General features: G+C 66.0%; 12 protein-coding genes. 3 read left to right on the top strand and 9 right to left on the bottom strand.

Features of this window, described 5'->3' with window-relative positions; genetic code table 11:
* The 4 genes from M1D93_RS07245 to M1D93_RS07230 are packed head-to-tail and all read right to left on the bottom strand — an operon-like array spanning position 1 to position 6,026.
* A complete protein-coding gene (locus tag M1D93_RS07245) occupies positions 1-807 on the bottom strand; it encodes a CoA transferase subunit A (protein ID WP_461174459.1) in 807 nt (268 codons plus the stop codon).
* Between the two features lie 35 nt (positions 808-842).
* Entirely contained in the window at positions 843-2,006 is a 1,164-nt protein-coding gene (locus M1D93_RS07240; protein WP_461174458.1) for an acyl-CoA dehydrogenase family protein, read from the bottom strand.
* Positions 2,007-2,008: 2 nt separating this feature from the next.
* Positions 2,009-4,411 (bottom strand): acetyl/propionyl/methylcrotonyl-CoA carboxylase subunit alpha, encoded by a 2,403-nt coding sequence (locus M1D93_RS07235; RefSeq protein WP_461174457.1) that lies wholly within the window; start codon positions 4,409-4,411, stop codon positions 2,009-2,011.
* 7 nt (positions 4,412-4,418) lie between these two features.
* Entirely contained in the window at positions 4,419-6,026 is a 1,608-nt protein-coding gene (locus M1D93_RS07230) for a carboxyl transferase domain-containing protein (RefSeq protein ID WP_461174456.1), read from the bottom strand.
* 141 nt (positions 6,027-6,167) lie between these two features.
* On the opposite strand from M1D93_RS07230, the gene M1D93_RS07225 reads away from it, so the two are divergent.
* Entirely contained in the window at positions 6,168-6,899 is a 732-nt protein-coding gene (locus M1D93_RS07225) for an SACE_7040 family transcriptional regulator (protein WP_461174455.1), read from the top strand.
* Positions 6,900-6,998: 99 nt separating this feature from the next.
* Here M1D93_RS07225 and M1D93_RS07220 read toward each other — a convergent pair whose 3' ends face one another.
* The 3 genes from M1D93_RS07220 to pdhA are packed head-to-tail and all read right to left on the bottom strand — an operon-like array spanning position 6,999 to position 10,656.
* Complete coding sequence (locus M1D93_RS07220) at positions 6,999-8,459, bottom strand: dihydrolipoamide acetyltransferase family protein (RefSeq protein ID WP_461174454.1); 1,461 nt, start codon at positions 8,457-8,459, stop codon at positions 6,999-7,001.
* Positions 8,456-9,466, bottom strand: coding sequence for an alpha-ketoacid dehydrogenase subunit beta (locus M1D93_RS07215; RefSeq protein WP_461174453.1), 1,011 nt, complete (start codon positions 9,464-9,466; stop codon positions 8,456-8,458). The genes M1D93_RS07220 and M1D93_RS07215 overlap by 4 nt, the downstream gene beginning before the upstream one ends.
* Positions 9,466-10,656 carry a pyruvate dehydrogenase (acetyl-transferring) E1 component subunit alpha gene (pdhA, locus tag M1D93_RS07210; protein WP_461174452.1) on the bottom strand — a complete coding sequence of 397 codons (1,191 nt, stop codon included), beginning with the start codon at positions 10,654-10,656 and terminating at the stop codon, positions 9,466-9,468. The genes M1D93_RS07215 and pdhA overlap by 1 nt, the downstream gene beginning before the upstream one ends.
* Positions 10,657-10,848: 192 nt before the next feature.
* On the opposite strand from pdhA, the gene M1D93_RS07205 reads away from it, so the two are divergent.
* On the top strand, positions 10,849-11,322 hold the full coding sequence (locus tag M1D93_RS07205) for an Lrp/AsnC family transcriptional regulator (RefSeq protein WP_461174451.1): 474 nt from the start codon (positions 10,849-10,851) through the stop codon (positions 11,320-11,322).
* Between the two features lie 153 nt (positions 11,323-11,475).
* The gene (locus tag M1D93_RS07200) at positions 11,476-12,066 is read left to right on the top strand and encodes a hypothetical protein (RefSeq protein ID WP_461174450.1); all 591 of its coding nucleotides are present in this window, start codon (positions 11,476-11,478) and stop codon (positions 12,064-12,066) included.
* A 121-nt stretch (positions 12,067-12,187) separates the two neighbouring features.
* Here M1D93_RS07200 and M1D93_RS07195 read toward each other — a convergent pair whose 3' ends face one another.
* Together M1D93_RS07195 and M1D93_RS07190 are read right to left on the bottom strand one after the other, a co-directional pair.
* Entirely contained in the window at positions 12,188-13,804 is a 1,617-nt protein-coding gene (locus M1D93_RS07195; protein ID WP_461174449.1) for a solute symporter family protein, read from the bottom strand.
* Positions 13,801-14,181 (bottom strand): DUF485 domain-containing protein, encoded by a 381-nt coding sequence (locus M1D93_RS07190; protein ID WP_461174448.1) that lies wholly within the window; start codon positions 14,179-14,181, stop codon positions 13,801-13,803. Before M1D93_RS07190 ends, M1D93_RS07195 begins: the two co-directional genes overlap by 4 nt.
* Positions 14,182-14,305 lie beyond the last annotated feature (124 nt).

The raw sequence follows: 14,305 nt of genomic DNA, 5'->3' as shown, positions 1-14,305 counted from the left end.
CTATGCTCCTGCCTGCTGGTTGCCGCGAAAATGTCCGGGCGCTTCCTGTCCGGAGCGGACCAGCGCAACCGTCCGTTTCTCAATGCGTTTCTCGGCGTCGGGGGCCAGTACCACCCGCTGGACGAAGATCCCGGGAGTATGGATGTGCTCCGGGTCCAGCTCGCCCGGCTCCACGAGTTCCTCCACCTCGGCGATGGTGATCCGCCCGGCCATGGCGCACAGCGGGTTGAAGTTCATGGCGGTGGCGTGGAAGACCAGGTTTCCGTGGCGGTCGCCCTTCCACGCGTGGACCAGCCCGAAGTCCGGGGTGCAGGCCTCCTCCAGCACGTAGTCAACCCCGGCAAAGGAGCGTACCTCCTTCGGGGCTGATGCGACGGCGATGCCGCCCTCGGCGTCGTACTTCTGGGGCAGGCCGCCCTCGGACACCTGGGTACCCACCCCTGCCTTGGTATAGAAGGCCGGGATGCCGGCACCGCCTGCCCGCAGTTTCTCAGCCAGTGTTCCCTGCGGCGTGAGTACCACCTCGAGCTCGCCGGCCAGGTACTGCCGGGCGAACTCCTTGTTTTCGCCGACGTATGAGCTGATGGTGCGCCGGATCCGCCCGTCGCGCAGCAGGATGCCCAGGCCCCAGTCGTCCACGCCGCAGTTGTTGCTGACCGTTTCCAGCTCCGACGTGCCGGCCCGGTGCAGGGCGTCAATGAGGGACACGGGGATGCCGCACAGACCGAAACCGCCCACGGCGAGGGAAGCGCCGTCCGGGATGTCCGCCACTGCTTCCTCGGCGGTGGCAACAACCTTGTCAATCATCGGTGATCCTTTCAGGCCGGCTACTGTCCCGGATACTACAGACCCAGTTCGCGGGCGATCAGCATCAGCTGGACCTCCGTGGTGCCCTCCCCCACTTCAAGGATCTTGGAGTCGCGGTAGTGGCGTGCCACGGTGAACTCGTTGATGAAGCCATAGCCGCCGAACACCTGGGTGGCATCCCGTGCATTGTCCATGGCCGCCTCGCCTGCGACCATCTTAGCGATGGCCGCCTGGGTCTTGAACGGCTTTCCGGCAAGCATGCGGAAGGCCGCATCGTAGTAGGCGAGGCGGGCAGTATGGGCCCGGGCTTCCATTCGTGCGATCTTGAAGGAGATGGCCTGGTACTTGCCGATCTGGTGTCCGAAGGCGCTGCGTTCCTTGGCGTACTTGACCGAAAGGTCCACGCAGCCCTGGGCTGCGCCGGTGGCCAGTGCTGCGATGGCGATGCGGCCCTCATCCAGGATGGACAGGAAGTTGGCGTAGCCGCGGCCCTCCGCTCCCAGCAGGTTTGCCTCCGGGACCCGCACGTCCTTGAGCGTCAGCGGGTGGGTATCCGACGCGTTCCAGCCCACCTTGTTATAGGGCTTCTCCGCCTTGAAGCCGGGGGTGTCCGTGGGCACCAGGATGGTGGAAATTTCCTTCTGGACAGTGCCGTCCACGCGCTCCTTCCGGCCGGTGACGGCGGTGACGGTCACCAGGCGGGTGATGTCCGTTCCCGAGTTGGTGATGAACTCCTTGTTGCCGTTGATCACCCAGTTCCCGCCCTCACGCCGGGCGTGGGTCTTGGTGCCGCCGGCATCCGATCCTGCCTCCGGTTCGGTCAGGCCGAAGCCGGCGAGCGCCTCGCCTGACGCCAGCACGGGCAGCCACTCCTGCTTCTGCTCCTCGGTCCCGAAGCGGTAGACCGGCATGGCACCGAGGGAGACTCCCGCCTCCAGGGTGATCGCAACGGACTGGTCCACCCGGCCCAGCTGCTCCAGTGCGAGGGCCAGGGCGAAGTAGTCGCCGCCCATTCCGCCGAACTCCTCGGGGAAGGGCAGGCCGAACAGCCCCATCTCTGCCATTTGCTTCACTACTTCGTACGGGAAGCTGTGTTCCTCGTCGTGCTTGGCCGATACGGGGGCTACGACGTTGTCGGCGAAGTCCCGGACGGTGTCGCTGAGGTCCCGGTATTCCTCGCTGAGTTCAAAACCTGCCATGTCTAGGCTCCTTTGCCCTGTGTTGATTCGATGCCTGGGATGTCGGTGCTGCCCGCGGGACCGGCGGTGTCGGCGGCGCTGCCGGGTGGGCTGTCGCGGGAAACGTCGGTGGGCTGCGGGTGGATGGTGGCCAGCACCTGGTCCGCCTTCACCAGGTCGCCCGGCCGGATGCTGAGGCGGACCGTCCCGTCCAGGGGCGCCAGCAGCTGATGCTCCATCTTCATCGCCTCCACCGAAACCAGCACCTGCCCGGCCGTGACAGTGTCACCGTCGCTGACCGGAACGGACACCACCGTTCCCGGCATCGGCGAGCGCACCGCCGGATCCGCTGCGCCCTCCTCCCGGTGGACGCCTGCAAGTACCCGCTCAAGCCGCGCCTCGCGGGTCAGCACCTCCAGCCGGCAGGACCAGCCTTCATTGCCCAGGAACAGCTCCGCGGGTACGCCAACAACCGGGGAATCACGTGTCGGGGCCACCGGGCCGCGGAAAACCGGCGCGATGGCGTACGTGGTGGCGCGGCCGTCGAGGGTCAGCACAACCTCCCGGCGGGACAGGACTTCCAGCCGCGCCGGACGGGAGGGCCCGTTGTCGACGGCCACCAGGAACGTTCCGTCGGCGGCGGTGCAGCCGGAGGCAGCTTCCTGAGAGCCAGTGCCGGCACCCGCCATGCCGCCACCCGGCATTCCGTCTCCTGCCTTTCCGTCTCCTGCCGAACCACCGGCCTCGGTGCCGCTGATGCGCACTGTTGCCACTCCGCCGTCGGGAGTCCCCAGACTGATCCTGCGGGGCGCCGCTGCTCCCAGCCGCCAGCCATTGCGCGCGTGCCAGGGTCCGGGCGGCAGGGGTGCGTTGTTCTGTTCCTCGGCGGTGACGGTGAAGAGCGCTGCCGCCACGAGTTCGGCCTCGGCGGCCCGGCGGAACGCGAGATCCGGAAGTCTGCGTTCGATCAGGCCGGTATCGAGCCGGCCGGCACGGACCTCGGGATCATTGATCAGCAGCCGCAGGTATTCCACGTTGGTGTCCAGCCCCAGCACTGTGTATCCGGCGAGCGCCCCGTCGAGGGTAGCCAGGGCAGCCGCGCGGTCCTTCCCCCAGGCGATGACCTTGGACATCATGGGGTCATAGCTGGACGAGAGCTCCAGCCCTTCGACGAGGGACGAGTCCACCCGCACCGTGCCATTGCCGGCTGTCAGGCCCCGGGCGTACGTGCCCGGCATGGCCGGCCGGCCGGGCAGTTCGTCCAGCAGGAGCACTGTCCCCGTGGACGGCAGGAAGTTCTTCTCGGGCACCTCGGCATAGACCCGCGCCTCCACAGCGTGGCCGTTAAGTTCGACGTCGGCCTGCCGGACGGTGAGTTCTTCTCCGGCGGCGATCCGCACCTGCCATTCCACGAGGTCGATGCCGGTCACCATTTCGGTGACGGGATGCTCCACCTGCAGCCGGGTGTTCATCTCCATGAAGTAGAACTCCTCCGGCGAATCGTCGGAGACGAGGAACTCCACTGTTCCGGCGCCGCTGTACTTCACGCTGCGGGCCGCGTTGCAGGCGGCTTCGCCGATGCGGGCGCGGATCGCACCACCTTCCGGGAGGGCTTCGAGCAGCGGCGATGGCGCCTCTTCAATGACCTTTTGGTGCCGCCGCTGCAGCGAGCATTCACGTTCACCGAGGTGGATGACGTGGCCGTGGTTGTCCGCGAGCACCTGCACCTCGATGTGCCGCGGTGCGGACACCAGGCGTTCCAGGAACAGGGTGTCGTCGCCGAAGGCGCCCGCCGCCACGCGCCGGGCCGTGGCCAACGCGGCCTCGAGGTCCTCCGGACGTTCCACCACATGCATCCCCTTGCCGCCGCCACCCGCGGAAGGTTTGATCAGGAGCGGAAAACCCACGGCGGCGGCAGCCTGGACCAGCTGCCCGTCCGTCATTCCCGGCTGCGCCACCCCTGGTACCACGGGGACGCCGTAGCCGGCCACATGGTTCTTGGACCGGATCTTGTCCCCCATCATGTTCAGGGCCTCCACTCCCGGGCCGATGAAGGTGATGCCCGCCTGGTCCAGGGCACGGGCGAACTCGGCGTTCTCGCTCAGGAAGCCGTAGCCCGGGTGCACCGCTTCCGCTCCCGTCCTGCGGCACGCCTCGACGATGGCCTCGATCTTGAGGTAGCTCTCGGTGGCTGCGGCGGGGCCGATACGCACTGCTGTGTCTGCTTCGCGCACGTGCCGGGCGCCGGCGTCGGCATCGCTGTACACCGCAACGGACCGGATGCCCAGGGCGCGGAGGGTGCGGATGACGCGGCAGGCGATCTCGCCGCGGTTGGCCACCAGGACCGTGCTGAACAGGGGCTGCTGCCCTGGGTCTGCGGTGGCTGCCGCCTCCTGACGGGTGGCGGGTGATAGGGGAATGGTCATTGCGGGCTCACATCCTGAAGAGGCCGAAGGAGGTTTCCGGCAGCGGCGTGCGGGACACCACGTCCAGCGCCAGGCCAAGGACGGTGCGGGTGTCAGCGGGGTCGATCACGCCGTCATCCCACAGCCTTGCCGTGGAGTAGTACGGGCTGCCCTGGTCCTCGTACTGCCGCCGGATGGGCGCCTTGAAGGCTTCCTCGTCCTCGGCCGACCATTCCTGGCCGGCGGCTTCGTACTGGTCCCGCTTCACGGTGGCAAGGACGCTGGAGGCCTGGTTGCCGCCCATGACGGAGATCCGGGCCGCCGGCCACATCCACAGAAACCGCGGCGAATAGGCGCGGCCGCACATGGAATAGTTTCCTGCGCCGAAGGAGCCGCCGATTACCACTGTCAGCTTGGGCACCCGCGCCGTGGCGACGGCGGTGACCATCTTCGCGCCGTTCTTGGCGATGCCGCCCTGCTCCGAGTCCCTGCCCACCATGAACCCGGAGATGTTCTGCAGGAATATCAGGGGGATGCCTCGCTGGTCGCAGAGCTCGATGAAGTGGGCCCCTTTGAGGGAGGACTCACTGAACAGCACCCCGTTGTTGGCCACGATGCCTACCGGATGCCCGTGCAGCCTGGCGAAGCCCGTCACCAGGGTGATGCCGTACTCCTTCTTGAATTCGTGGAACCGGCTGCCGTCCACCAGCCTGCCGATCACCTCATGGACGTCGTAGGGGGCGTTGACGTCAGTGGGTACCGCACCATAGAGACCCGCCGGGTCTGCGGCAGGTTCGACGCCGGCCTCCACCTCCCACGCAGGCGGCGCCGGGGGCGGCAGCGTGGCAACGATGTCCCGGATGATCTGCAGGGCATGCTCGTCGTTTTCGGCGAGGTGATCCGTCACACCGGAAATCCTCGAGTGCACTTCCCCGCCGCCGAGCTCTTCCGGACTGACGATTTCGCCGATCGCGGCCTTCACCAGCGGCGGCCCGCCCAGGAAGATCGTGCCCTGGTTCCGGACAATCACGGTTTCATCGCTCATGGCAGGAACATAGGCGCCGCCCGCGGTGCAGGACCCCATGACCGAGGCGATCTGGGGGATCTTGGCCGCTGAAAGCCTGGCCTGGTTGTAGAAGATGCGGCCGAAGTGGTCCCTGTCCGGAAAGACCTCATCCTGCTTGGGCAGGAACGCTCCGCCGGAATCCACCAAATAGATGCACGGCAGCCGGTTCTCGAGGGCAACCTCCTGGGCCCGCAGGTGCTTCTTCACCGTCATCGGATAGTACGTTCCGCCCTTGACGGTGGCGTCGTTGGAGATCACCAGCACGTGGCGGCCGTGAACCAGTCCGATTCCGGCAATGACGCCGGCGCCGGGTGCTTCGTAGTTGTACATCCCGTTGGCGGCAAGCGGCGCAATTTCAAGGAAAGGGCTGCCGTCATCCAGCAGTTGGTCGATTCGCTCGCGGGGCAGGAGTTTCCCCCTCGCCACGTGGCGTTCCCTTGATTTTTCCGGTCCGCCGAGGGCGGCGTCAGCAAGCTTTTTCCGCAACTCGCCGGCGAGCGACAGCTGGGCGGCGCGGTTTGACGCATAAGCCTCGGCTGTAGCGTCAAGCCGGGTGGCAAGGGTCTCCATTGACGGTCCGTTCCTGTTCCGATCCGAGCCGCCACAAGCCAACTCGGTTAGCGCCCAATAACTGAAATTCAGGTTAGTCTGGATTAACTGTGAAGTCCAACACATCCCGCCTTGGCAAATCTGCGGGCCTGAGGAGGAACTGTGGCCAGCACTGACGCCACCCGGACCGGCGGGCGCGGCTCCCCGCTGGAGCACGCGACTGCCGAACTTGTTCCGCCGACCCGGGTTCCGGCCACCCATGGCAGCCCGCCAACCCAGCGCGGCTCATCAACCCAGCGCGGTCAGGCGAAGGAAAACCGGCGGCGGGCCCTGCTGTCTGCTGCGGCTTCGCTGTTCGCCGTCAACGGGTTCAACCGGGTGTCCCTTGAGGACCTGGGAGCGGCGGCAGGGGTAAGCGGCCCGGCCGTCTACCGTCACTTTCCCGGTAAACAGGCGGTCCTCGCCGACCTGCTGGTGACCGTCAGCCAGGAACTGCTCGACGGCGGCACTGAAGTGGTGGCCCGCAGTCCCGATCCAGCATCCGCCCTGCGCTGCCTGGTGGAGTTCCAGGTGGACTTCGCCCTGGGCAAACCGGACGTGATCCGGGTACAGGACAGGGATTTCAGCAACCTGTCCGACGAGGACCAGGCGGCCGTGCGGACCCTGCAGTTGAATTATGTCGAAGTCTGGGTGGACGTCCTCGCAAAGCTGCACCCGGACACGGAGGTCACCGAACTCCGGATGCGGGCGCATGCCACGTTCGGGCTGATCAACTCAACACCGCACTCCGTGCGCAGCCATGGCCGGAAGATGGCGGCACAGTCCGCCCGTCCCCTGCTGGAGAGCATGGCCCTGGCCGCGCTGCTCGTGGAAGCCCCAGAGGCCTCCCCCTAATGCCCGGGTTTCGTCCGGATATGTATTACCCGGGTTGTGCCGGACATGCAGAGATAAAAGGCTCGCCAAACCCTGCATATCCGGACAAAACCCCCTGGTTTAGACCATGGTGAGGACCATGCCGGGCTCCGCGAGGATGGCGCCGACGTCCGCCAGGAATCGTGAGCCCTGTTCACCGTCCACCAGGCGGTGGTCAAAGGACAGGCTTAGCGTCAGGACCTGGCGCAGGGCCACCTGGCCCTGATACTCCCACGCCATGTTCCGCACCGCCCCGAGCGCGAGGATCGCAGCCTCCCCCGGGTTGAGGATGGGTGTGCCCGCGTCGATCCCGAAGACGCCGATGTTGGTGATCGAGATGGTTCCCCCGGACAGGTCCGCCGGTGTGGTTTTGCCGGCCCGGGCCGTTTCGGTGAGTGCGGTCAGCGCCTCGGCGAGCTGGAGGAGGGACAACGAGTCTGCGTCCTTGATGTTGGGAACGGTCAGTCCCCGTGGGGTTGCGGCTGCGATGCCCAGGTTCACGTAGTTGAACGTCACGATCTCCTGGTTCGCCTCGTCCCAGCGGGCGTTGAGGGCAGGGTTCCGCCGCAGGGCGATCAGCACAGCTTTTGCCGCCAGGGTGAGCGGGGTCAGCTTGTGCCCGCTGAATTCGCGATTGCTCCTCAGCTTGGCCAGCAGCTCCATGGCCGGCGTAACGTCCACGGTGAGGAATTCGGTGACATGCGGTGCGGTGAACGCGCTCGCCACCATGGCGGCCGCCGTGAACTTCCGCACCCCCTTGATGGGCGTCCGGGTTTCCCGCTCGCCTTGACGGCCCTGCAGCGCAACCGGGGCGCCGGGGGCTTCCCGGGCAGGAACAGCGCCGTCCGCCGAACGGCCATCCAGAAAGTGCTGGACGTCCTCGCGGGTGATCAGGCCCTGCGGTCCGGTCCCGGCCACCATTGCCAGGTCCACCCCCAGGTCCTTGGCAAGCTTCCGCACCGGCGGAGTGGACCGGGGGCGGGTTCCGGCAGGCTCGGCCACCGGGGACGTGGCCTCGACGGGCTTGGTTTCGACAGGCTTCGCTTCGACAGGCTCAACCACCGGGGAACGGGGTGCATTGGAGCCGACCACCAGGCGGAGGTTGCGGGGGCGCCGTTCCGGCCGGGCGGAGCTTTCGACGACGGCGCCGTACCCCACCAGGTTGGGTTGCCTCCTGGCCTCCGGCGCCGCCTGCGACTCCGGTCCCGCCGGGGACACAGAAGACGAAGGGGACGCCGGGGACGAAGGGGACGAAGCGACACCGGACGCTGACGAGGGGGTCCCGGCGTCGTCCGGTACTTCGAACGAAACGATGGGCTTGCCCACCTCCACAATGGTGCCGGGCTGTTCGTGGAGTTCCCGGATGACTCCCGCAAAAGGGGACGGAAGCTCCACCACTGCCTTGGCTGTTTCGACCTCGGCGATCACCTGGTTGAGGCTGACGATATCCCCCACGCCAACCTTCCAGCTGAGGATTTCTGATTCAGTAAGCCCTTCGCCCAGGTCCGGGAGCCGGAATTCCTTGATCATGGTGGCGCTCATCCTTCCAGCCCGCTGAGGGAATTCGGCCGGCCCAGGGCGCGGTCCACGCCGTCGAGGATGCGGTCCAGGCCCGGCAGGTGGTGCATCTCAAGCTTTGAATACGGGTACGGGATGTCGAAGCCGGTCACCCGGACCGGCGCCGCCTCAAGGTAGTAGAAGCACCGCTCCGTGATGCTGGCTGCCACCTCCGCACCAATACCGCCGGACTGGCCGGCCTCGTGCGTCACCACCAGGCGGCCGGTCTTGCGGACCGAGGCCACCACGGTGTCGTAGTCCACCGGGGCCAGCGAGCGCAGGTCGATGACCTCGATGGAGATGCCTTCGTCCGCGGCGGCCAGGGCAGCGTCGCGGGCCGTCTTCACCAGCGGGCCATACGCCACCAGGGTGACGTCGGCGCCTTCCGTCAGCACCCTCGCCTGGTCCATAGGCACAGCGGTGAGCAGGTCGAGGGACTCGTCCACCTCGCCCTTGTCGTGATAGCGGCGCTTGGGCTCGAAGTACAGGACAGGGTCATCGCAGGAGATGGCCTGCTGGATGACGGTATGGGCGTCCTGCGGGTTCGAGACTGTCACCACGCGCAGGCCTGAGGTGTGGGTGAAGTAGGCTTCCGGGGACTCGGAGTGGTGCTCGGGGGAACCGATGCCGCCGCCGAACGGAACCCGGATGGTGATGGGCATCTTCACGGCACCGCGTGTCCGGTAATGGAGCTTGGCCACCTGGCTGACGATCTGGTCGAACGCCGGGTAGACAAAACCATCGAACTGGATCTCCACCACGGGGCGGTAGCCGCGGTAGGCCAGTCCCACGGCCGTTCCCACGATCGCAGATTCTGCCAGGGGCGTGTCCACCACCCGGTGCTTGCCGAAGTCCTTCTGGAGGCCGTCCGTAATCCTGAAGACGCCGCCCAGGGCACCGATGTCCTCGCCCAGGAGGACCACCTTGGGGTCGCTCTCCAGGGCTTTGCGAAGGCCGGCGTTGATTGCGCGGGCAAAGGTCATCTGGGTCATCAGCGTGCACCTTCTTCTGATACGGCCTCTTCGGGATCACCAAAGGAGGCCAGGTAACGGGCGTAATGGTCCTGCTGCCGGTCCAGCCAGGAGTTGGGGGTGCTGTAGACGTGCTTGAACACGTCCATCGGCTGCGGCTCCGGCATGGTGGTGCAGCCTGTCCGCATTTCCCGGGCTACGGCGTCGGCCTTGTCCTTGACCTGTTGTTTCAGCACTGCCGTCAGCAGCCCCTTGCGGTCCAGGAGTGCCTCCACCCGGCTGATCGGATCCTTCGCTCCCCAGTCCTCCAATTCGTTGGCGTCACGGTAACGGGTGGGGTCATCGGCCGTGGTGTGGGGACCCATCCGGTAGCTGACGGCCTCGATGAACGTCGGACCGCCGCCGCGCCGCGCACGGTCCAGGGCCACACGCGTTGCGGCCATCACGGCCAGGACGTCGTTGCCGTCCACCCGCAGGCTCGGGATGCCGAACCCGGCCGCCCTGTCCGCCAGCTGGATGTGCGACTGAAGCCGTACCGGTTCGGAGATGGCCCATTGGTTGTTGGTGCAGAAGAACACCACAGGCACCTGGAAGCTGGCGGCGAAAACCATTGCCTCGTTGACGTCGCCCTCGCTGGTCGCTCCGTCGCCGAAGTACGTCACCGCCGCGGAATCGGCGCCGTCGTTCTGGATGCCCATGGCATAGCCGGTGGCGTGCAGCGTCTGGGCTCCGATGATGATCTGTGGCGTTGCCATGTTGATGGAGTACGGGTCCCAGCCGGAGGAGGCGTTTCCGCGCCAGACCCGGACTATGTCCGTCAGGTCCACTCCCCTGCAGTACGCAACACCGTTTTCGCGGTAGCTGGAGAACACAAAGTCGTCCGCGCGGAGGGCCCGCCCGGAGCCGACCTGGGCTGCTTCCTGCCCCAGCAGCGGCGGCCACAATGCAAGCTCACCCTGCCTCTGGAGGGCCGTGGCCTCGACGTCGATGCGCCGGACGACGGTCATGTCCTCGAACAGCGAGCACAACTGCTCGTCCGTGATGTCCTGGACCCAGGGGTCGAATTCGGGGTGGCTCACCCGCTCCCCCGACGGAGTAATCAGCTGGACGAGGCCTTTGCCCTGCCCGTGGTTGTCCGCACCGGCAGCGGCATTATGGGTACCCGTATCCGGGGCACCTGTGCCGTCCTGGCCCGTTTCGTCTGTAGACACGATAGCCGCACCTTCTCACGTCGTTGACCAGCGGTTCCGGGACTTGTGATCCCGCCGGCCGCCGGCCTCCCGGGCGCCGTTGCTCCGGATACTGTGACCCTACTCACAATGCTCATTGGGTACAACCACCACGGTGATCACTGAGCACAATGCTCTGTGCGGCCGCTCATCACGGTGCTAACGTTGCGCACTATGCAAGCTTTGGATGGCACCGACGCCCGCCTTCTGTCGGCCTTGGCCCAGGATCCCCGGCGGACGGTGGTGGCGCTGGCCCAGAAGCTCGGCCTCTCCAGGAATACCGTCCAGGCGCGGATGGCCCAGCTGGAGAACAAGCACGTCTTCCTGTCCTTCGAACGCCGGATCAATCCGGTTGCGCTCGGGTATCCGCTGATGGCATTCATCTCCGTCCACGTCCAGCAGCAAAAGCTTGTTCAGCTGGCGAAGGAGCTGGCGGACGTCCCGGAAATCCTCGAGGGCTACGGGCTCACCGGATCCGCGGACCTCCTGCTGCGCGTGGTGGCACTGGACGCCGAGGACCTCTTCCGCATTAACGGGAAGATCCTGGCCTGCGACGGCGTCGACCGGACCGATACCGCGCTGGCCATGGGTGAACTCATCCCCTTCCGGGTGCAGCCCCTGCTGGACCGGGGCCCGCAGGGCAGCTGACCTGCCGCCGGACCAGCGCGAAAGTACGGCCGCCGGACCGCCATGAAAGTACGGCGCCGCCAGCGCGGGCTATAGGCTGTTCCAAGTCATTTACGGGCCGGAGGGCCCCCGCAACCAGGCGGTGCCATGCACCACGCAGGAAAGGCTCCATCTTTGGGCAATCCTCAGGATCCGTACCAGCCGGGGCAGCCCGCACAGGTGCTGCAGCAGCCACCCATACCCCCGCAGCAACTGCGGGGCCAGGGCGGGCATGCTCCTGCCGGCGCCTACGGGGAACCGGGCCCGTTCGGGCTGCCGGGCCGGCAGCCACCGGTCAAGAGCCGGCGGAAACTGTGGATCATTTTGGCGGGCATTGGCGGCGTCCTGCTCCTGGTGGTCCTGGGCATCGTCATCCTGGTAAACGTCGTGGGCAGCGCCACCAACCAGGCCAGGGGCCTCGCCGACGGTTTCACCAAGCTGGTCATCAGCGGCCAAAGCTCCCGGGCCTACGATGAATACCTGGACCCCGCGCTGAAGGAACAGCTGTCCAAGGAAGCGTTTATCACCGGAGTGGGAACCCTGGAGATGAACGGCCAGTGCAAGCCGTCCTACAACGACGTCCAGATAACCACCGACAACGGGGTCAAGGCCGCGGACGTAGCGGGCGTCATCACCTGCGAGGGCAAGGAAGTGGATCTGGCTTACGGCTTTGAAGGCACCGACGACCTCAAAATGACCAATATCAAGCTCCGGCCCAAGGCTTAGCTTCCTCAGGCCTGTGCCACACCGCCGTTCCATAGGACCGGTCCAGCAGCAGACACAAAAGAGCCTCGGCGCCGCAGCGCCGAGGCTCTTTATGTAGTGGTACGGTACCGGTCCGCAGGGATCAGTGGTTGACTGCTTTCTCCGCACCGACCCCCGTGAGGGACCGGACTTCCATCTCGGCCTGCTTGGCGGTGTCTTCGCGCTTCTTATCCGTGACGGTTCCCAGCCAGCCCAGGAAGAACGCCAGCGGGATGGACACGATGCCGGGGTTGCTCAGCGGGAAGAGCGCAAAGTTTGCGTCCTTGATCATGGATGTTGCGCCGCCGGAGACCACCGGCGAGAAGATGATCAGGATGATCGCGGAACCCAGGCCGCCGTACATGCTCCAGACAGCGCCCTGGGTGGTGAACTTCCGCCAGAACAGGGAGTAGACGATCGTGGGCAGGTTGGCGGAGGCGGCGACGGCGAATGCCAGCGCCACGAGGAACGCCACGTTCTGCCCGTTGGCGAGGATGCCGCCCAGGATGGCCAGGACGCCGATCACCACCACGGTGCGCCGGGCAACTTTAACTTCGGTCTCGGCGTCGGCCTTGCCCTTGGAAATGACGCTGGCGTAGATGTCATGGGCAAAGGAGGCGGCAGCCGTGATGGTCAGGCCGGCAACAACGGCCAGGATGGTGGCGAACGCCACGGCCGAGATGAAGCCCAGCAGCAGCGGCCCGCCCAGGTAGAAGGCGAGCAGCGGGGCGGCCGAGTTCACGCCACCGGGTGCGGTTTTGATGGTTTCGGCACCCACCAGTGCAGCTGCACCGTAACCAAGCACCAGGGTGAACAGGTAGAAGAGGCCGATCAGCCAGATGGACCACACCACGGACTTGCGGGCTTCCTTGGCCGTGGGGACCGTGTAGAAGCGCATGAGGACGTGCGGCAGCGCTGCGGTGCCCAGGACCAGGGCGAGGCCGAGCGACATGAAGTCGATCTTCGAGGTTTCGGTCTTGCCGTACTGCAGGCCGGGATTCAGGACGGCCGGGTTGTTGGCCGTCTCCACTGCGGCGCCGAGGAGGCTGGAGAGGTTGAAGCCGTAGATTGCCAGCACCCACAGGGTCATAACGGCTGCGCCCGCGATGAGCAGGATGGCCTTGATGATCTGCACCCAGGTGGTGCCCTTCATGCCGCCGATCAGGACGTACATGATCATCAGGGCGCCGACGACGATGATCACCAGGGCCTGGCCGCCCCAGTCGCTGATGCCCAGCAGCAGCGAGATCAGGCTTCCTGCGCCTGCCATCTGGGCCAGGAGGTAGAAAAAGCACACGGCGAGGGTGGAGATGGCCGCGGCAATGCGGACGGGCCGCTGCTTCAGCCGGAAGGACAGCACATCGGCCATGGTGAACTTGCCGGTGTTTCGCAGGAGCTCCGCAACGAGCAGCAGTGCCACGAGCCAGGCCACCAGGAAGCCGATGGAGTACATGAAGCCGTCATAGCCGTTGATGGCGATGGCGCCGGTGATGCCCAGGAAGGAGGCTGCGGAGAGGTAGTCGCCGGCGATGGCGGTTCCGTTTTGCGAGCCGGTGAAGGAGCGGCCTGCCGCATAGTAGTCAGCGGCGGTCTTGTTGTTCCGGCTGGCGCGCAGCACGATCACCATGGTCACGGCCACGAAGATGCCGAAGATGCCCATATTGAGCAGCGTGGTCTCCTTGAGGGCGGCCACGTCCACTGCTGTAGCGATATTGATCATTTGGTGGCTCCGCCTACTCGGTTGCCGTGCTTATCAAATTCGTGCCCCTCGATTTCGTCCCGGATCTCCTTGGCGATGGGGTCGAGCCGCTTGTTGGAGTAGTGGACGTACCAGCCGGTGATCGCAAACGTCGAGACGAACTGGAGCAGGCCGAGGATCAGGCCCACGTTGATGTTGCCCCAGACCTTCGTGGACATAAAGCCCACGGCGTAGTCCGCCAGCAGGACGTAGGCGAAGTACCACAGCAGGAATGCGACTGCCATGGGGAAGACAAAGCTGCGGTGACGCTTGCGCAGTTCCTTGAACTGCTCCGTCGACTGGACCTGTTCGAAGTCCACGGACGCCGCTGCGTCCGGAGTGTGGGCATCGTTACCCATCGTTCCTCCTCGTTGAGACTCTTGGACACACCCGCCGCAGATCCCGGGCAGGAATACCGCAAATGTGACTGCAATCACTGTGCTGGGTGCCGGCACCACATTCCAGCCCCGGCGCACCCGCAGT

The sequence above is a fragment of the Arthrobacter sp. Z1-9 genome (assembly GCF_054792695.1).
Note: the sequence above shows the minus strand (reverse complement) of the source record. Positions and strands in the feature narration are given on the sequence as shown.